Genomic DNA, 18,774 nt, shown 5'->3' on the forward strand with positions numbered 1-18,774 from the left:
CGACGTCAGACACCGAGTAATCGGACGGTCCGGCGTGCACAGGCGCTGCGCGGGTCGACGAACGCGTCGTGGCCCTCACCGGGTACGACGATCAGCTCCGCGGACTGGCCCTGGGCGCTCACCCGCTCGACATAGCGGCGGCTGGACTCGACGGGAATCGCGGTGTCGTTCTCGGCGTGCAGGGCGATGACGTGCGCGTCGAACGGTTCCTGCCGGATCGGTGAGGCCTCGGAATAGCGATGCGGAATCTCGTCGACGGGGCGGCCGAGCAGATTCCGGATCGACGGACGGTCGGCGCCGGCCTCGAGATCCAGGGCCGCGGACTGGGCGATGACGGTGCGGATCGTGCAGGTGCCGGTGCGGGCCCCCAGTTGCGCCACCGACCAGACCGCGAGCTGTCCGCCGGCGGAATGTCCGACGACGGCGACCGAGTTGCGGTCGAGCCGCGCGGCGATATCGGTGGGCAGTGCGTCGACGACCGGGCCGTCGAGCGCCCGCAGCGCGGCCACGACGTCGCGTCCGGTGCCCGGCCACCCACCGCCGGGTTCGCCGACGCGCCGGTACTCGACGTTCCACACCACCGCACCGCGCTCGGTGAGCTGACGTGCGATCGCCGTCTGGATGGTGAGCGCGAACTCAGTGGTCCAGTAGCCGCCGTGGATGAGCACGACGAGCGGGATCGCGCCGTCCGGCCCCAGCCCGTCGGTCGGATGGTAGATGTGGCCGAATTGTGATGGCTCACTTCCGTATTCGACCTTGATGCGATGTGCCGGGCAGCGCTTCACAATGTGCACCGTTTCATCGGGTCCACCTTCCGGTGAGCACACCCAGTGCGCCGAGGGCGACGGCCGCGGCCGCCGACGTGCGGAGCACCTCGGGACCCAGGATCACCGACGTCGCACCGAGCGCGGTCAGGTCGGCGATCTCGGTGTCGTCGAGGCCCCCTTCGGGCCCGATCACCAACACGATCTCGGGTACGTCGTCGAGCGGTAGGTCGCGGATCGGCGTCGCGCCGTGCTCGTGCAGGACGGCGACGACACCGCCGGCCCCGATCACGTCGGCGCAGCGCGCCCGGACGTCGGTGGTGGTGGCCAGGGGTGCGATCTCCGGGATCCAGGCACGGCGGCTCTGTTTTGCCGCCGCCGCCGCGGCCGCCGTCCACTTGGCGAGCCCCTTCTCCGACTTGCCGGTCCACCGGGCGACGCAGCGCGCGGCCTGCCAGGGGACGATGCGGTCGGCGCCGGCCTCGGTGGCGAGGTCGACGGCGAGTTCGGATCGCTCGGCCTTGGGCAACGCCTGCACGACGGTGACCAGGGGTCGCGGCGGCCCGGTGAAGCTGACGGTGTGGGCCTGGGCGATCAGCGTGTCCTTCCCGCGGATCGCGCCGACCTCGCAGAGGGCCGTGGCGCCTCGACCGTCACCGAGGATGACGGGCTCCCCCACGGCCAACCGGGTGACGGTGACCGCGTGCCGTCCCTCGGGACCCCAGAGCGTGACGTCCGAGCCGGCCGGCGGTACCTCGTCGACCCAGAACAGCGGTGGGCTCACCGGATTCGGACCCGTTCAGCGTCCGGCGAAGGCGTTGCGCAGCCGGGAGAACAAGCCGGCCGACCCGCCCGACGATGCCGAGCTGACCACCTCGACCTGCTCGGGCGAGGCGTCGCGCAGCCGCTTGAGCGCATCGGTCTGGGCGTGGTCGAGCTTGGTGGGCACGACGACGTCGAGATGGGCGTGCAGGGTGCCGCGCACCCCGGTGTTCAGGTGCGGCATGCCCTGACCGCGGACCTTGACCACCTGACCGGGCTGGGTGCCGGCACCGATGGTGACGTGGGCGGTGCCGTCGAGGATCGTCGGGACGTCGATGTCGGCGCCGAGCGCGGCGTCGGCGATCGGCACCCGGATGGTGCAGTGCAAGTCGTCCTTGTCGCGGACGAACACGTCGTGTGGACGTTCGTGGACCTCGACGTACAGGTCGCCCGCGGGGCCTCCGCCGGGACCGACCTCGCCCTGTGCCGCCAGCCGCACCCGCATGCCGGTCTCGACGCCGGCCGGGATCTTCACGGTCATGGTGCGCCGCGACCGGACACGGCCGTCGCCGCCGCACTTGTGGCACGGATCGGGGATGATCTCGCCGACCCCGTGGCAGGTCGGGCATTCCCGAACGGTCATCACCTGACCGAGGAAGGACCGCTGCACGGCCTGGATCTCGCCGGCACCCTTGCACGTGTCGCACGAGACGGGTTTGGTGTCACCGTTGGTGCCGGAGCCCTTGCACAGGTCGCACAGGATGGCGGTGTCGACCGTGATCTCCTTGTTGACGCCGGCGGCGCACTCCTCGAGATCGAGTTCGACACCGACGAGCGCGGGCTCACCCGGCTGTACGCGGCTGCGCGGTCCGCGACCGGAACCGAAACCGCCACCCCCGAAGCTGCTGCCGGAACCGAAGAACGCCTCGAACACATCACCGAGACCGCCGCTGCCGAAACCGCCGGAGAAGCCGCCTGCCCCGGGGCCGGCGAGCGGGTCGCCGCCGGCGTCGACGATACGTCGCTTCTCCGGGTCGCTCAGTACCTCGTATGCGGTACTGACCTCTTTGAACTGTTCTTCCTGACCCGGATTGACGTCGGGATGCAGTTCCCGCGCCTTCTTGCGGTAGGCGCGTTTGATCTCCTGGTCGCTGGCGCCCTGCGCCACACCCAAGATGCCGTAATAGTCACGTGCCACGGTTCTGATCGGTCCTTATCTACAACTTGGTTTCGCACGGCCCGGCGGTCCGGTCTGCGCAGCGGTCCCGGTCTGCGCAGCGGTCACCGCTCCGACAGGACCTCGCCGACATACTTCGCAACGGCTGCCACCGACGCGATTGTTCCCGGATAGTCCATGCGTGTGGGGCCGACCACGCCGACACTGCCGAACACCGTGCCCGATGCACCGTACCCTGTCGAGACCACCGACGTGCCACGGAGGTTCTCCGTCTGCGTCTCTTCCCCGATCCGGACGGTCACCCGCCCCATCCGCTGTGTGGTGGTCAGCAGCTTGAGCACCACCACCTGCTCTTCGAGTGCGTCGAGCACCGAGTCCATCCCGCCGACGACCGGTGTGAAGTCGGCCGCCGACCGCGCGAGGTTCGACGTCCCGCCGAGCACGAGACGGTCGTCGCCACCCTCCACGAGGGTCTCCACCAGGACTGTTGCCACCGCGATGACCGCGTCACGGATGTCGGCCGGGGCGTCGGTCGCGAGTTCGGCTACCGACGCGGACGCCGCTTCGAGACGCTTGCCGTGCAGGGCGGCGGAGAACATGTCGCGCAACCGGATGAAATCGTCCTCGCTGAGTTCGTCGGCGAGGACGACGTTGCGCTGCTCGACGCGACCGTTGTCGGTGATGACGACGAGCAGCAGCCGGGTCGGCGACAGCGACACGACCTCGAGATGGCGAACCGTGGCCGTCGAGAGCACCGGATACTGGATGACCGCCACCTGACGGGTGAGCTGCGCCAGCAGCTTCACCGACCGGCGCAGGACGTCGTCGAGATCGACACCGGAGTCGAGTACCGAGAGGATCGCGCGGCGTTCGGCCGCCGACAGCGGTTTGATCTCGCTGATCCGGTCGACGAACATGCGGTAACCCTTGTCGGTGGGCACCCGTCCGGAGCTGGTGTGTGGCTGCGCGATGTAGCCCTCGGCTTCCAGGACCGCCATGTCGTTGCGGACGGTCGCACTGGACACGCCCAGCTGGTGCCGCTCCACCAGCGCCTTGGACCCGATGGGTTCCTGCGTCGAGACGTAGTCGGTCACGATCGCGCGCAGGATGTCGAATCGTCGATCGTCCGTGCTGGACACCGAGCACCTCCTGAGTTCGTCGGTACTGACCGAGGCCATATCTCTAGAGTGGTTGTCACCATCTTACGAACCCGTACACGAACCATGGTGGATCAGGAAGCGCCGGATGATCTTCAAGGGGGTTCGGGAGGGCAAGCCCTATCCCGACCATGGCCTGTCGGCCCGCGCATGGGCGAAGATCCCGCCGCGCCAGTTCCGGCTCGACGAACTGACCACCGTGACCAAGGTGCTGGCCCTCGACAAGCTGCTGAGCGAGGACTCCACGTTCTACGGCGACCTGTTCTCGCACGTCGTGCGGTGGCGTGGCGACCTCTATCTGGAGGACGGCCTGCACCGGGCGGTGCGTTCGGCGCTGCGCAACCGGCATGTCATCCACGCCCGCATGCTCGATCTCGACGCACTCGACCTCGACCCGGCGGCCGGCGCGGCCGATTCCGTGGAAGATCTGCTCGACACCACTCAGTTGCCGGCACCGGGCCGGGACGCGACCACCACGTCCGGCACCGGCGGTGCGCACCGTCGCGGCTCACGCAGCACCGGCTGGACGATGCCACCGACCACCCGCCAATGGTGACCCGCAACTGAACCGGGCGCGATCCGTCAGCCGAGGGGCGCGGTGCGGAACGGGCGCGCGTCGCCGTGCCGCTGACCACCGTCGATGACGACGGTTTCGCCGGTCATCCACGACGACGCCTCCGAGGCGAGGAAGACGATGGCGTCGGCGACGTCGTCGGGCTCGCCGATGCGGCCGAGGGCGGTGGCTCCGGCGACCGCGTCCTCGTGTTCCTTCCAGAGCGCCTCGGCGAGTTTGGTGCGAACCACGCCGGGCGCCACCGCGTTCACCCGCACCGTCGGCGAGAGTTCGAGCGCCAGTTGGGTGGTCAGGTAGATCAGCGCGGCCTTGGACGTGTTGTAGAGACCGATGTGCTGTTCGTGGGACATCCCGCCGATCGAGGCGGTGTTGATGATCGTGCCGCCGTGCTCGCTCATCCAGGCCTTGGCGGCCAGCCCCGACCACATCAGGGGCGCCCACAGGTTCACGTCCATGACCTTGGCGAACTGCGCGTGGGTCTGTTCGATCACCGGACCGAACGCCGGATTGGTGCCCGCGTTGTTGACCAGGATGTCCAGACTCCCGAAACGCTCGATGGTCTGCTCGACGGCGGAGCGCGCGGCGTCCTCCTCGGCCGCGTGTGCCGCGATGCCGATCGCGCCGTGGCCGATCTGCTCCGCGGCGGCGTCGGCCGCCTCCTGCTTGCGGGACGTGACCACCACGCTGGCACCCGCGTCGGCGAGGGCCTGCGCGGAGGCGAGTCCGATGCCACGCGACGCTCCCGTCACGATGGCGGTCTTGCCAGTCAGGTCGAGCGCTGTCATGTCGGTGCCACTCCTTCGGGACGGTACTGAGGTCTCCGACCTGTATAGTTGAATCCGACTTCAAGTTCAAGAGGCGGCGGGTATTCGGCGGGTTCCGTGCCATCCACACACGGTTTGCCCCATGTGCACATGAGATCCCGTGTGTAGGCAAGGTGTTTGGTGTGTTTTCTCACCGGCACCCGACAGCGCCGGTTGGTCGCGAGTCAGGATGCGGTGAGGATGTCGCGGACGACCCCGTCGGCGAGGAGTCGTCCGGCGTCGGTGAGCACGTAGACGTCACCGTCGAGTCGCAACAGTCCACGCTCGACAAGACCTGCCGCACACGCATTCTCGACGACGTCCAGCGTGTCGACGGCAAGCCCGGTCCGGCAGCGGGCGGTCAGCATGACCGCCTCCACGTGCCGATCCTCGGCCGAGAGCATCTCCTGCCCGGCGATCGGAAGATGTTGTGCGGCAAGCGCATCTGCGTAGCGGGCCGGATGCTTGATGTTCCACCACCGCACGCCGCCGACATGGGAATGTGCGCCCGGGCCGATACCCCACCAGTCGTGGCTGTACCAGTAGGCGAGGTTGTGCCGGCAGCGGGCCGCATCGGTGCGCGCCCAGTTCGACACCTCGTACCAGTCGAATCCGTCGCCCGACAGCCGCTCGTCGAGGATGCGGTAGCGGTCGGCCAGGACGTCGTCGTCGGGCGCCGGGAGTTCGCCCCGTCGGATCCGGCGGGCCAGGGCGGTACCGTCCTCGACGATCAGCGCGTACGCCGAGACGTGGTCCACCGGGGTGGACAGGACGGCGTCGAGGCTCGTGTGCAGATCGTCGTCGGACTCGCCGGGCGTGCCGTAGATCAGGTCGAGGTTGATGTGACCGAAGCCCGCCGCGGCCGCCTCTCGTGCGGCGGCGACCGCCCGGCCCGGTGTGTGGGTGCGATCCAGCGTGGCCAGCACGTGCGGCGCGGCCGACTGCATGCCGAGCGAGATCCGGGTGAACCCCGCCTCGAGCAGTCCCGCGAAGAACTCGGGTGACGTCGATTCCGGGTTGGACTCAGTGGTCACCTCGGCGTCGTCGGCGAGCTCGAAGTGGTCACGGACCGTGTCGAGCAGACGGGTCAGCCCGGTGGCGCCGAGCAGCGACGGGGTGCCGCCGCCGACGAAGATCGTGGAGACCTCTCGGGTGGGCGCCAGTAGCCGCGCGGCGGTGTCGAGTTCGTGTGCCACAGCCGACTGCCACGACTCCGGCGACGACGACGAGCCCAGCTCACCGGCCGTGTAGGTGTTGAAATCGCAGTATCCGCACCGGGTCGCGCAGAACGGTACGTGCAGATACAGCCCGAACGGCGTCGCCGGGTCGACGGCGGCGCACGCGGCCTTGACGGCTTCTTCGTCGGGAACGTCCACGGTGGACACGGGCTGGGCGGGCACGCCCTCCATGATGCGCGCGGACGGGAATACGGCCACCTCCACCTGCCTTGAACCCAACATCGGGCCGCCCCGAAGAACCATCGAAGGGGCTTTGCCTCATCGTGAAGAAAAATAATCGCAAGTAGACGCGGCAAGGGTGGACATGGCACTATGTACGGCGTGACTTCCCCGGGTGTGTGGCTGGCCGCGCGTCGCCACATTGATCTCAAGCGCGTCTGCAGCGCGAACTGTCGTCTCTAGACGACGTGTTCGCCGTCTTGTCGACGGTTTGGCCCTGAGGAGTTCCCGCTGCCGCGGGTATGCCGGCACGTTTCCAGCCCACGTTCCATGTGATCGCTGACGCGTGCCCGCGTCGGCCCAGGAGACTTCATGACGTCCACCACCGACGAACTTTCCGTGACCAGCGACGACGTCTCGACGGCACCTGCCGCCGAGCCCAAGCGCGAGCGTCCGGCCCGTAAGCCCCGCCCGACCAAACGCCGCGCGGAGGGACAGTGGAAGCTCGGCTACCGCGAGCCGCTGAACCCGAACGAGCAGGTCAAGAAGGACGACAACCCGCTCAACGTCCGGGCCCGCATCGAGAACATCTACAGCAAGCAGGGCTTCGACTCGATCGACAAGCAGGATCTGCGCGGCCGCATGCGCTGGTGGGGTCTCTACACCCAGCGCAAGGAGGGCTACGACGGCACCTGGACCGGTGACGAGAACATCGACATCCTCGAGGACAGCCACTTCATGATGCGAATCCGCTGCGACGCGGGTGCGCTCAACGTCGAACAGCTGCGCACGCTGGGCCAGATCTCCACCGAGTTCGCCCGCGACACCGCCGACCTGTCCGACCGTGAGAACGTCCAGTACCACTGGATTCGCATCGAGGACGTCCCGACGATCTGGGAGCGCATCGAGGGAGTCGGTCTCAAGACCACCGAGGCGTGCGGCGACTGCCCGCGCATCATCCTCGGCTCGCCGCTCGCCGGCGAGGCCGTCGACGAGGTCCTCGACCCAACCCCGGCCATCGACGAGATCGTGCGCCGCTACATCGGCGATCCGCAGTACTCGAACCTGCCGCGCAAGTTCAAGACCGCCATCTCCGGCCTGCAGGACGTGTCGCACGAGACCAACGACGTCGCCTTCATCGGCGTCAACCATCCCGAGCACGGGCCGGGCCTCGACCTCTGGGTCGGCGGCGGCCTGTCCACCAATCCGATGCTCGCGCAGCGCGTCGGCGCGTGGATTCCGCTCGACGAGGTGCCCGATGTGTGGGAGGGCGTGGTCGCCATCTTCCGCGACTACGGCTACCGCCGACTGCGCGCCAAGGCCCGCCTGAAGTTCCTCATCAAGGACTGGGGCATCGAGAAGTTTCGTCAGGTCCTCGAGGATGAGTATCTGGGCCGCAAGCTGATCGACGGGCCGGCGCCCGAACCGCTGACCCAGCCGCGCGATCACGTCGGCGTGCAGAAGCTCAAGAACGGACTGAACTCGGTCGGCTTCGCCGCCATCGCCGGTCGCGTCACCGGCACCAAGCTGACCGCCGTCGCCGAGGCCGCCGAGCGGGTCGGGTCCGACCGCATCCGCTTCACGCCCTACCAGAAGCTGGTCGTGCTCGACGTGCCCGACGACAAGGTCGAGCAGCTCATCGCCGAACTCGCCCCGCTCGGGCTGCAGGCCCGGGCCTCGAACTGGCGACGAAACCTGATGGCCTGCAGCGGTATCGAGTTCTGCAAGCTGTCCTTCGTGGAGACCCGCAAACGGTCGCAGGTGCTCGTGCCGGAACTCGAGGAGCGCCTGGCCGACATCAACGCGCAACTCGACGTCCCGGTCACGGTGAACATCAACGGCTGCCCCAATTCGTGCGCGCGGTCGCAGATCGCCGACATCGGTTTCAAGGGCCAGCTCGTCGAAGACGGCGAGGGCGGTCAGACCGAGGGCTTCCAGGTGCACCTGGGCGGCAGCCTCGGGCAGGACGCCGGTTTCGGCCGCAAGCTGCGTCAGCACAAGGTCAACTCCACCGAACTCGGCGACTACATCGAGCGGGTGGTGCGCAACTACGTGGACCAGAAACATGACGGAGAACGGTTCGCGCAGTGGGCCGTTCGCGCCGACGAGGAGGCACTGCGATGAGCACGCCCACCCAATCCGCCGCGGGCACCGAGCGCCGTTTCAGCCCCGACGAACTCCGCGCGATCGCCGAACGCGGTGCCCGTGACCTCGGCGCGGACGCGAGCCCCGAGGAGCTCCTGCGCTGGACCGCGGAGACCTTCGGCGACAACTTCGTCGTCGCGTCGAACATGCAGGACGCGGCGCTGGTCGATCTCGCGGTCAAGCATGTCGACCGCGAACTGCTCGGCGGGGCACCGGTCAAGGTGCTGTTCCTCGACACCGGCTACCACTTCGCCGAGACCATCGGCACGCGGGACGCCGTCGAGCAGGTCTACGGCGTCGAGATGGTCAACCTGACGCCCGAGCACACCGTCGCCGAGCAGGACGAACTGTTGGGCCGCAACCTGTTTGCCCGCGATCCAGGCGAATGCTGCCGGCTGCGCAAGGTCGTCCCGCTCAAGACCGGCCTGTCCGGCTACGACGCCTGGGTCACCGGTATCCGTCGCGTCGAGGCGCCCACCCGGGCGAACGCGCCGCTGATCTCGTTCGACGAGGGCTTCGGACTGGTCAAGATCAATCCGATCGCGCCGTGGTCGGACGACACCATGCAGGACTACATCGACACCAACGGGGTGCTCGTCAATCCGCTCGTCGACGAAGGCTATCCGTCGATCGGCTGCGCCCCGTGCACCGCCAAACCCGAACCCGGATCCGATCCGCGCAGCGGCCGCTGGGCCGGCCGCGCCAAGACAGAATGTGGGCTGCACGCATCATGACCATCACCGAGACCACCATTGACACAGCGGCCGCCGACGACTTCAGCACCCTCGACGCGCTCGAGTCCGAAGCGATCCACATCTTCCGCGAGGTTGCCGGCGAGTTCGAGCGCCCGGTGATCCTGTTCTCCGGCGGCAAGGACTCCACCGTCCTGCTACATCTGGCCCTCAAGGCATTCTGGCCTGCGCCGCTGCCCTTCTCGCTGCTGCACGTCGACACCGGACACAACCTGCCCGAGGTCCTCGAGTTCCGCGATCAGGTCGTCGAACGTTACGGACTTCGCCTGCACGTCGCCAAGGTCGAGGACTACCTCGCCGACGGTCGCCTGACCGAGCGTCCCGACGGCGTGCGTAACCCGCTGCAGACCATCCCGCTGCTCGACGCGATCACCGAGAACCGCTTCGACGCGGTGTTCGGCGGCGGTCGCCGCGATGAGGAACGGTCACGTGCCAAGGAACGGATCTTCTCGCTGCGCAACGCTTTCGGACAGTGGGATCCGAAGCGTCAGCGTCCCGAGCTGTGGAACCTGTACAACGGCAAGCATTCTCCGGGCGAGCACGTGCGTGTCTTCCCGCTGTCCAACTTCACCGAACTCGACGTGTGGCGCTACATCGCCCGCGAGCAGGTGCTGCTGCCGTCGATCTACTATGCCCACGAGCGTGACGTCTATCAGCGTGACGGCATGTGGATGACCGCCGGCGTGTGGGGCGGACCTCGTGAGAACGAAGAGGTGCAACGACTCTCGGTGCGCTACCGCACCGTCGGCGACGGGTCCTCGACCGGTGCCGTGCTGTCAGACGCCGCCACCAACGAGGCCGTACTGGCCGAGGTCGCCGCATCGCGGCTGACCGAACGCGGCGCCACCCGCGGCGACGACCGCGTCTCCGAGGCCGCCATGGAAGACCGCAAACGCGAAGGATACTTCTGATGACCCACTCCCCCGACCTCCTCCGCATCGCCACCGCGGGCAGCGTCGACGACGGCAAGTCCACCCTCGTCGGCCGTCTGCTCTACGACACGAAATCCGTTCTCGCCGACCAGATCGACGCGGTCACCCGTGCGTCGGTGGATCGCGGTCTCGAGGGCCCCGACCTGTCGCTGCTCGTCGACGGCCTGCGCGCCGAGCGTGAGCAGGGCATCACGATCGACGTGGCCTATCGCTACTTCGCCACGCCTGCACGGTCATTCGTGCTCGCCGACACTCCCGGCCATGTCCAGTACACCCGCAACACGGTGTCCGGCGCGTCGACCGCGCAGCTGGTGATGCTGCTCGTCGATGCCCGCAACGGTGTCGTCGCGCAGACCCGCCGGCATGCCGCGGTGATGGCGCTGCTCGGCGTGCCTCAGCTGGTGTTGGCGGTCAACAAGATCGACCTCGTCGACGATCCGGCGACCGTCTTTGCGGAGATCTCCGCGGAGTTCGCCGAACTGACCCACACGCTCGGCTGGTCGGCCGATCAGGTGCAGGCCATCCCGGTGTCGGCGCTGCACGGCGACAACGTGGCGTCCCGCTCGGCCAACACCCCCTACTACGACGGCCCCACGTTGATCGAGCACCTCGAGACCGTGCCGAATGTGACCGACCGCAAGCATGTGGGACTCCGTTTCCCGGTGCAGTACGTGATCCGGCCGCGCACAGCGGAATTCCCCGACTACCGCGGCTACGCGGGCCAGATCGCCGCCGGCCGTGTGTCCGTCGGCGACGAGGTCGTCGTGCTGCCGTCGGGCAACCGGACGACCGTGACCAAGATCGACACCGCCGACGGCGATCTCGCCACCGCGCACACCGGTCGCAGCGTCACGATCCTGCTCGCCGACGACGTCGACATCTCCCGCGGTGACCTCATCGCGAGCGCCGAGGATGCACCGGAACCGTTGCAGCAGTTCACCGCAACCGTGTGCTGGCTGGCCGAGAAGCCGCTGCGCCCCGGCGCCCGGCTCCTCCTCAAGCACGGCACCAAGACCACGCAGGCCATCGTCGGCGGGCTCGACGTCCTCTTCGACGAGCAGAACCTGACCCTGATCGACGCGCCGGAAACCGTGGAGCTCAACCAGATCGGCCGGATCGCGCTGCAGACGGCCGAGCCTATCGCCGCCGACGACTACCAGGTCAACCGCGAGTCGGGCAGCTTCCTGCTGATCGATCCGCAGGGCGGTAACACGCTGGCCGCCGGCCTGGTCGGCGACGCACTCTCGCCGCTGCATCTCAAAGAGTTGGTGTGAGTCCGACGCTCCTGCTCGTCGCACACGGGAGTCGTGATCCGCGGTTCGGTGACACCGCGCGGCGAGTGCGTCGTGCGGTGTCACAGCGACTGCCGGACGTCGACGTCTCGCTGAGCTACCTCGATCTCGACGAACCGTCGGTCGGCGAAGCGCTGGCGGGCATGCCGGGGGAAGCGGTGGTCGTACCACTGCTCCTCGCACCCGGCTACCACAGCGAGATCGACCTGCCGGCGATCATCGCCGCGCACGCCCGTAACCCTGTACGGCGCACCGAGGTGGTCGGTTCCACCAATCTGACTGCCGCGCTGGCCGATCGACTCCTTGAAGCCGGGCTCGTCGACGGCGACGGCATCGTGGTGACCGCCGTCGGTTCCACCAATACCGCTGCCGATCTCGTTGTCCGGCGTCGTGCGATCGAATTGTCGACGATGCTCCACAAGCCCGTGGAGGTCGTCTACGCGACTCGACTCGGTACCGGAAACATCGCGCTACGTACCGCGATTCGACGACTGCGCAACGCCGGTACCACGCGTGTCGTGGTGAGCCCCTACTTCCTGTCGGCGGGATTGCTCACCGAACGCGTCGAAGACGCCCTCGACGATCTGGCGCCAGGTTCGCTGGTCGCCGGTCCCATCGGTACGCACTCGGTGCTGATCGACTCCATTGTGGCCTCGTACATGAGCGTCGCGAATCGGGCGGAAGGACTGCCGGTTCACTGATCTGCCGGTTCACTGATCTGCTGTCGACAACGCAGGTCCAAACCGGGATGGACGCGCTCACTCCGACATTCGGACTTTGCGGGTGCTAGTCTCACCGTTCAGAGGCCATGGAATGCTGGTTTGCAACGCCGACCAGCGCTTTGTGGCTCTGTCGGGGGGGGTGCCGCGCTGCGGTAGCAACTAGCGGGGGGTTGCAATGGATTCGAGGTCGGTGCGCCGTGCGCGCTTGGCACTGGTGTGGGCGGCCACCGGAGTGGTTCTGGCTGCTCCCGCTGCGACCGCGCACGCAACGCCCGGAGCCGAGGGCGGTGCAGGCGGCCATGCGGGAAGTTCCGTGTCGGGCGGTGCCTCGAGTCACAGTTCTGGCACTGGCGGGTTGTCATCCGGAGTGACGTCGCCACCGAGCGGTGCAGACTCCGCCGCGCCGAGGGGCGCTGGTGGCAGCGCGTCATCACGTCACGGTCAGTCGTCGACGGGCCATCCAAACCCACAGCCGTCTGCTGAAACCCCTGGTGACGGAACCGTTTCGGGCACTCCACCATCGAACGCTCCCGGCTCTGCCGCCCAGGATCAGGGCATGCATCCGGCGAGGCCCGGACACGACGCGGGTTCCGGCAACTCGTCCCCGAGCGGCAGCGACACCACCGACGCCGTCACCAAACCGACCGACAGCGCCGGCGACCGAACCGAGTCTCGATGTGGATGCACCGAAACGGCGCCGGTCGACAAGCACCCGTATGAACCCGATACCGCCAATTCGCACATGAACCCCGTCGGCGTGAAACCCTCTGATGAGAAGCATGTTTCATCTCCGACACCGGACGGCATGGCGAGCGGGCGCACCCCCACGGCGTCGAGTGCACACGACACCTCTGATCACGACGAAGGTACGTCAACCTCGGGAGGATCATCGAACTCGGCAGGCGCGCCTAGCTCGGACATCGGTGGGACATCCGACGGACGTCCGCCGTCGCACGATGGCGCCGGCGACGTTGTGCGGCGTGATGTCCGCTTCGGCGGCGACACCACCGGCGAATCATGGAACGGCCTGCCGCACAGCAGCACACCGGTCGGTAGCGAGCACTCCAAGCGCGCCCACCCGGCTGGGGATGGCGACAAAAGGCGCGGCGATGCTGCCGGAGGTCCGACACTCCCGGTGGTCCCGACTGGCGGATCCGGCGGCAGCGGTGGTTCAGGGGGACCTGCGGGCGGCACCGGGGGACCTTGCGGCGGCGCCGGCGGATCGGGCGGCCCCGCCGGGTCCGGCTCGGGCGGTTCGGGGTCCGGCTCAGGCGGCTCAGGCGGTTCAGGGTCCGGCTCAGGCGGTTCGGGGTCGGGTGGACCGGGGTCGGGTGGACCGGGCTCGGGCGGCCCAGCTGGCGGTCCCGACGAAAGCTGCGCCGGGGACGGAGAAAGGGACGCGAACGAGAGTGACGCCGATCGCCCTGGCGGTGGGCACGCCGCCCACAGCGACCACACGGCGCCGAAAGGCCATGGCAATGCACATGATCACGGCGGATCGAAGGTTCACGGCGGGCCGCAAGACCACGGCAGTCCCGCGGGCGGCAGTCGCCCGCACAGCCCATCGGGCTCCGGCAGCGACGTCGATTGCGGGCCGGCCGATTCGGGACCAGGCGGACAGGCCGGAAGCCCGGGCGAGCATCCCACCCGCGGCACGGGTCACCACGAAACCTCACACGGCAGCAGAGACCACGATGGCCCCCGTGGCGACAAAGGCGACCAAGGCGGCCCGCGTGGCGACATAGACCACCATGCTGACGGAGGCAACTCCGGTGACAAGGACTGTGGCCTAGGCGATCTCACTGGCGACGAGGAGACCGACACGGACACACCCGTAGACGTGCCCGGCGACACTCCGGCCCCACCCGGCGTCTCCATCGATACCGGTAGTCCGGGAGGCGTTGCGCCGACAATCGAGTTCCCCCCGCTGCGGTCGGATGTCCCGTTGGTGTGGACGCTACCCGGCATCTCCGGCGACCACGGTGCACAGCCGATGTCGGGCGGCGACTCATCGACGTCGCCGAGCGGTAGCGTCGGGCTTCCGAGTGGCGGCGTATCTCCCAACGGCACAACGCCTCCCGTGTTCGGCGGCGCGACCTCCGACACGTCGTCAAGCGGACCACTGACGTTCGAGACCGGCGTCGTCGAACACGAGGACAATCCGACACCGGGTGCCGGCACCCCCGCCGTCGGAATCGGCGGCGCGGTTCTGGTGGGTGCGGCGATCCTGCGTCGCAGGCGTCGTGGCACCCGTTAGGCCATCGACACTCGCCCGGGCGGTATTGGCAACTGTGGCCGTGATTGCAGTTGCCGGGTGCACTGCCACGGATGATGTCAATGCTCGAACGCCGGCGGCGGTGTCGAATCCACACGCGGAGTTGATGCAGGCCACCGCGAACTCGCACGATCCGGTGCCTGCGGGCGCTCCGACGAGACTCGCCATCCCGTCCATCGGCGTCGACCGCATTGTCCGGACACTGCCGGAGAGTTCCTGCCCCGTCGTCAATCCGCCGACACTGCTCGATCCTTACTGGCTCGAATGTCGCGCGGCACCCGGAACTGATTCTCGCGGAACGACTTTTCTCGCGGGACACTCGGTGGTCAACGGTGTCGGGGTCTTCGACAACCTCGGTGACGCGACAGTCGGCGACCGGATCGACCTATGGAACGCCAACGGCAAGTTGACGTATCAGGTGTCATCGGTCCATTCCTTTGGCCGTCACGGCGAGGTCCAGCGCGCAGCGGTCATGCGTCAGAACGTTCCTGGCCGACTACTCATCGTGACATGTCGACTGATGCCAGACGGCGGTCTGACCGACGACAATCTGGTCGTCGAAGCGGAGCTTGTTGCGTCGTCCCGCCGCTGACGGCCTGAGCTTGTTCAGCGGCGTGCGTGGAGCCCACTTCCTCTGGGTGACAGTTGATCTCGATGCGTTCGTCGCAAGCTCCTCACTTACTCGATCGGCGAGGAGCTCTCCCCGACGGTCGAGTAGCGACGACCGAGCGCAGCGAGGCCGACGCGTATCGAGACCCCACACGCCGGCCCCGCGCACCCGCCCCCGCACGCCGGCCCCGCTGGTCGAGTAGCGACGACCGAGCGCAGCAAGGCCGACGCGTATCGAGACCCCCACACGCCTTCACCCCGCCCGCCTGCCCCGCCGGTCGAGTAGCGACGTCCGAGCGCAGCGAGGCCGACGCGTATCGAGACCTCGCGCGCCGGCCCCGCGCACCCGCCCCCGCACGCCCGCCCCGCCGGTCGAGTAGCGACGACCGAGCGCAGCGAGGCCGACGCGTATCGAGACCCCTGCCTCACGCGAAGCAACTTGTCATACCCCTGTTATAGGTTGTTGTCAGCAGGAAAAAGAGAACGAGGGGCCGCACCACCGCGCTGTCGGGTGGTGCACGAGTCAGAGATGAATGTGGTTGTCCTGCTGTCATGCCCGCATCTCTGAAAGGCCTGTCGTGTCCGCGTCTGCCGGTTCACCCACCACACCGTCGGTGTGGCATGAGCTGCCGGACACCTTTGCCGGGGACATCGCACTCGACACCGTCGACCAAGCACCGACCAACACCCTGCTCACCGGCATGCGCGAACTGCACCGCGGCCAGTCCCATCTCGCCTACCGCGAATACCGCTACGCCGCGACCCTCTACGACCGGTATGTCGCCGCCCGCGAAGACACCGACGGGTTCGTCGTGGACGGGTTCGCCGACGCCGCCACTCGCATCGCCCACGTACTCACCATCACCCGGTATCTGGCCGAGCGGTTGCTCACCGACGCGATCGCCCTGCGCGACCGGTTGCCCGAGGTGTTCGAGTGCCTCGGGGACGGGGTGATCAGCCCCGCCCAGGCCCGCCAGATCATTCTCGACACCGACCTGATCGACGGCCAGTCCTACAGCCCGCAGGTTGACGCCGAGATCGCCCAACGACTGCGCGCAGGCACCTATTCGACGCAACGGTTGCGGGACATGGTCGACCGGATCATCTTCCGCCACGATCCCGACGCGGTGCGGGAGCGTCGCAAGGACGCCCTGGACAAGCGTGGGGTGTGGGTGGACAACCGTGGCGACGGCACCGCCGAACTTGCCGCGGTGATGTCGGCGGAGAACGCCCGGATCGCGTTTGCGAACATCGAGGCGGTCGCCGGCCGGGTGTGCGAACACGACGGACGCACCAAGAACCAGCGACTCTCCGATGCCGAGTTCGCGTTGCTCTCGGGCACCGACTTCAGTTGTGAATGCGGCCGCGACGACTGCCCGGTCACCGCACCCACCCTCGACCTCACCGACAGTCCCGCGGCGTCAACGGCGCTGGTGCCGGTCGCGCCGCGGGTCGTCATCCACGTCGTGTGTGACGAAGCCACCATGGCCGGTCGGGCGAACAACCCGGGCTTCATGGACGGACACGGCGTCATCGACGACGCCCACGTCCGTGAATTGGCGGCCCGTCCGGACGCGCGGATCTCGTATCTGGTGCCGCCGGGCACCCCGATGGACCCCGACGGGTCCTTCACCCTGCCCGGGTCGATCCCCTCGGACCCCTACCGGCCCAGCACCGCACTGGATGAGTTCATCCGCATCCGGCACGGCTACTGCACCGAACCCGGCTGCGGGACAAGTGCGTGGCAGTGCGATGGCGATCACGTCGCCGAATACGACCACCACGATCCATCCGCCGGTGGGCAGACCACCTCGGAGAACATGAACCCGAAATGCCGGCCCTGGCATTTGCTGAAAACGTTCGGCCAGTGGCTCGATGACATGTCGCGCGACGATGACGGCCGCCTGTGCACCGAGACCGTCACCCCCGAGGGGCTGGTGATCCCGGGCGAGGCCGAAACGATGGAAGACCTCTTCCCCGGCCTGCGTCGTATCCGGTTCACCGCCCGACCCCAAGCCCCACCCCACGATGCGCCGCCACCGATAGCACGGCCGACCCGCACCCGGACTCGGACGGCGAACAAACACGCCCGCAGGCGGGCAGAGAGGAACCGCAACCACAAACGCCACCACGACGGACCGCCACCACCGTTCTGAGTGCGACGGCTCAGCGAGGCGCCGCATCACGTCACGTCACTTGAGGGAAAGCGCCGGCCACTTCCGCTGGTCGAGTAAGCGACCGAGCGCGTCGCGACTACTTTCCTTGTCCGACAGGTGATCTCGATGCGGCGCCTCGCTTCGCTCGGAGCCTTACTCGATCAGCGGGGGGTGACTCATCGAATCAACGGGTGACACCTCGGATCAGTGGGGGAGCCTCCCCGGCTCCCCACGGGCCACCGATCACCCAAGGCTGCGCCCTCACACCGCCGACAGCGCCGCCACCTTGGTCGCGCGAGCGTAGATCTCTTCGCCCACTTGCAGATTCAGGGCGTTGGCGTCGCCGCGGGTGATCTGTGCCAGGAACTCGTCACCGGTGGCAGCCGCGATCAGCTCGACTCGTGTCTCGAACCCGAGGTGCACCACGCGCTGGACGGTGGCCTTGATGACGCCGGTATCGAGGCTGGGATCGGCCGCGGGCAGCGCGAGCTCCGGACGACGACCGATGCGAATGTCGTGCGGGCGCACCAGTTCTCCGTTGAGCCGGACGGTCGAACCGAGGAACGATGCGACGAATTCGTTGATCGGCCGGTCGTACAGATCTTCGGGCGAACCGATCTGCTCGATACGCCCCTTGTTCAGCACCGCGATGCTGTCGCTGACGTCGAGCGCCTCTTGCTGGTCGTGGGTGACCAGCACAGTGGTGACCTGCATGTCGTCGTGCAAGCGGCGCAGCCACTTTCGCAGGTCTTCACGAACCTTGGCGTCCAGCGCCCCGAACGGTTCGTCGAGCAGCAGCACCTTCGGGTCCACCGCGAGGGCCCGCGCCAGCGCCATCCGCTGACGCTGACCACCCGACAGCTGTGCCGGATAGCGCTTCTGGAACACGGTCAGTCCGACGATCTCGAGCAGCTCGTCGACCTTGGCGTCGATCGCCTGCTTGGACCGCTTGCGGATCTTGAGGCCGAACGCGATGTTCTCGCGCACCGTCATGTGCTTGAACGCGGCGTAGTGCTGGAACACGAAGCCGATGTCGCGTTTCTGCGGTGCGGCGTTGGAGACGTCGGAACCGCTGATGACGACGGTGCCCGAGTCGAGGCTGTCGAGACCGGCGATCGCACGGAGCAGCGTGGACTTGCCGGAGCCGGACGGACCGAGCAGCGACGTCAGCGACCCCTCGGGGATATCGATCGACACGTCGTCGAGGGCGGCGAAATCGCCATAGCGTTTGTTGGCACCGATGACCGAGATGGACAT

Annotated in this window: 16 protein-coding genes; 9 read left to right on the plus strand and 7 right to left on the minus strand. The window is 67.9% G+C overall.

Annotated elements, in window-relative coordinates; translation table 11 throughout:
• Window positions 1-5: 5 nt before the first annotated feature.
• The 4 genes from ACWDTI_RS06795 to hrcA form a co-directional block, all read right to left on the minus strand.
• Window positions 6-794: an alpha/beta hydrolase family protein gene (locus ACWDTI_RS06795; protein ID WP_449737277.1), complete on the minus strand. Its 789-nt coding sequence runs from the start codon at window positions 792-794 to the stop codon at window positions 6-8.
• Between the two features lie 4 nt (window positions 795-798).
• Window positions 799-1,548 carry a 16S rRNA (uracil(1498)-N(3))-methyltransferase gene (locus ACWDTI_RS06800; protein ID WP_449737278.1) on the minus strand — a complete coding sequence of 250 codons (750 nt, stop codon included), beginning with the start codon at window positions 1,546-1,548 and terminating at the stop codon, window positions 799-801.
• A 15-nt stretch (window positions 1,549-1,563) separates the two neighbouring features.
• Window positions 1,564-2,724, minus strand: coding sequence for a molecular chaperone DnaJ (gene dnaJ / locus ACWDTI_RS06805; protein ID WP_449737279.1), 1,161 nt, complete (start codon window positions 2,722-2,724; stop codon window positions 1,564-1,566).
• Window positions 2,725-2,807: 83 nt separating this feature from the next.
• Window positions 2,808-3,842 (minus strand): heat-inducible transcriptional repressor HrcA, encoded by a 1,035-nt coding sequence (gene hrcA, locus ACWDTI_RS06810; RefSeq protein WP_449737280.1) that lies wholly within the window; start codon window positions 3,840-3,842, stop codon window positions 2,808-2,810.
• Between the two features lie 106 nt (window positions 3,843-3,948).
• Between hrcA and ACWDTI_RS06815 the strand changes: the two genes are divergently transcribed.
• Window positions 3,949-4,416: a type II toxin-antitoxin system VapB family antitoxin gene (locus ACWDTI_RS06815; RefSeq protein WP_449737281.1), complete on the plus strand. Its 468-nt coding sequence runs from the start codon at window positions 3,949-3,951 to the stop codon at window positions 4,414-4,416.
• Between the two features lie 26 nt (window positions 4,417-4,442).
• Here ACWDTI_RS06815 and ACWDTI_RS06820 read toward each other — a convergent pair whose 3' ends face one another.
• Entirely contained in the window at window positions 4,443-5,219 is a 777-nt protein-coding gene (locus tag ACWDTI_RS06820) for an SDR family oxidoreductase (protein ID WP_449737282.1), read from the minus strand.
• A 203-nt stretch (window positions 5,220-5,422) separates the two neighbouring features.
• On the minus strand, window positions 5,423-6,637 hold the full coding sequence (gene hemW / locus ACWDTI_RS06825; protein ID WP_449737283.1) for a radical SAM family heme chaperone HemW: 1,215 nt from the start codon (window positions 6,635-6,637) through the stop codon (window positions 5,423-5,425).
• A gap of 369 nt (window positions 6,638-7,006) precedes the next feature.
• Between hemW and ACWDTI_RS06830 the strand changes: the two genes are divergently transcribed.
• The 8 genes from ACWDTI_RS06830 (at window position 7,007) to ACWDTI_RS06865 (ending at window position 17,517) form a co-directional block, all read left to right on the plus strand.
• Complete coding sequence (locus ACWDTI_RS06830) at window positions 7,007-8,758, plus strand: nitrite/sulfite reductase (protein WP_449737284.1); 1,752 nt, start codon at window positions 7,007-7,009, stop codon at window positions 8,756-8,758.
• Window positions 8,755-9,513 (plus strand): phosphoadenylyl-sulfate reductase, encoded by a 759-nt coding sequence (locus ACWDTI_RS06835; protein ID WP_449737285.1) that lies wholly within the window; start codon window positions 8,755-8,757, stop codon window positions 9,511-9,513. Before ACWDTI_RS06830 ends, ACWDTI_RS06835 begins: the two co-directional genes overlap by 4 nt.
• Window positions 9,492-10,442, plus strand: a complete 951-nt coding sequence (cysD, locus tag ACWDTI_RS06840; protein ID WP_449737286.1) for a sulfate adenylyltransferase subunit CysD — start codon at window positions 9,492-9,494, stop codon at window positions 10,440-10,442. The genes ACWDTI_RS06835 and cysD overlap by 22 nt, the downstream gene beginning before the upstream one ends.
• A complete protein-coding gene (locus ACWDTI_RS06845) occupies window positions 10,442-11,737 on the plus strand; it encodes a sulfate adenylyltransferase subunit 1 (protein WP_449737287.1) in 1,296 nt (431 codons plus the stop codon). The genes cysD and ACWDTI_RS06845 overlap by 1 nt, the downstream gene beginning before the upstream one ends.
• On the plus strand, window positions 11,734-12,456 hold the full coding sequence (locus ACWDTI_RS06850; protein WP_449737288.1) for a sirohydrochlorin chelatase: 723 nt from the start codon (window positions 11,734-11,736) through the stop codon (window positions 12,454-12,456). The genes ACWDTI_RS06845 and ACWDTI_RS06850 overlap by 4 nt, the downstream gene beginning before the upstream one ends.
• Before the next feature lie 1,861 nt (window positions 12,457-14,317).
• Window positions 14,318-14,734 carry a hypothetical protein gene (locus ACWDTI_RS06855; RefSeq protein ID WP_449737289.1) on the plus strand — a complete coding sequence of 139 codons (417 nt, stop codon included), beginning with the start codon at window positions 14,318-14,320 and terminating at the stop codon, window positions 14,732-14,734.
• A 100-nt stretch (window positions 14,735-14,834) separates the two neighbouring features.
• Window positions 14,835-15,344: a class F sortase gene (locus tag ACWDTI_RS06860; RefSeq protein ID WP_449737290.1), complete on the plus strand. Its 510-nt coding sequence runs from the start codon at window positions 14,835-14,837 to the stop codon at window positions 15,342-15,344.
• Window positions 15,345-15,894: 550 nt separating this feature from the next.
• Window positions 15,895-17,517 carry a DUF222 domain-containing protein gene (locus ACWDTI_RS06865; protein ID WP_449737291.1) on the plus strand — a complete coding sequence of 541 codons (1,623 nt, stop codon included), beginning with the start codon at window positions 15,895-15,897 and terminating at the stop codon, window positions 17,515-17,517.
• Window positions 17,518-17,778: 261 nt separating this feature from the next.
• On the opposite strand, the gene ACWDTI_RS06870 is transcribed toward ACWDTI_RS06865, so the two are convergent.
• Window positions 17,779-18,774 (minus strand): sulfate/molybdate ABC transporter ATP-binding protein, encoded by a 996-nt coding sequence (locus tag ACWDTI_RS06870; protein WP_449737292.1) that lies wholly within the window; start codon window positions 18,772-18,774, stop codon window positions 17,779-17,781.

Source organism: Gordonia sp. NPDC003424 (assembly GCF_053588655.1).

What these genes read in the sequence shown, in the direction of transcription:
- ACWDTI_RS06815 (WP_449737281.1), top strand. Translation starts at nt 3,949, where the DNA reads ATGATCTTCAAGGGGGTTCGGGAGGGCAAGCCCTATCCCGACCATGGC.
- ACWDTI_RS06820 (WP_449737282.1), bottom strand. Translation starts at nt 5,219, where the DNA reads ATGACAGCGCTCGACCTGACTGGCAAGACCGCCATCGTGACGGGAGCG.
- ACWDTI_RS06830 (WP_449737284.1), top strand. Translation starts at nt 7,007, where the DNA reads ATGACGTCCACCACCGACGAACTTTCCGTGACCAGCGACGACGTCTCG.
- ACWDTI_RS06835 (WP_449737285.1), top strand. Translation starts at nt 8,755, where the DNA reads ATGAGCACGCCCACCCAATCCGCCGCGGGCACCGAGCGCCGTTTCAGC.
- cysD (WP_449737286.1), top strand. Translation starts at nt 9,492, where the DNA reads ATGTGGGCTGCACGCATCATGACCATCACCGAGACCACCATTGACACA.
- ACWDTI_RS06845 (WP_449737287.1), top strand. Translation starts at nt 10,442, where the DNA reads ATGACCCACTCCCCCGACCTCCTCCGCATCGCCACCGCGGGCAGCGTC.
- ACWDTI_RS06865 (WP_449737291.1), top strand. Translation starts at nt 15,895, where the DNA reads ATGTGGTTGTCCTGCTGTCATGCCCGCATCTCTGAAAGGCCTGTCGTG.
- ACWDTI_RS06870 (WP_449737292.1), bottom strand. Translation starts at nt 18,774, where the DNA reads ATGTCCATCTCGGTCATCGGTGCCAACAAACGCTATGGCGATTTCGCC.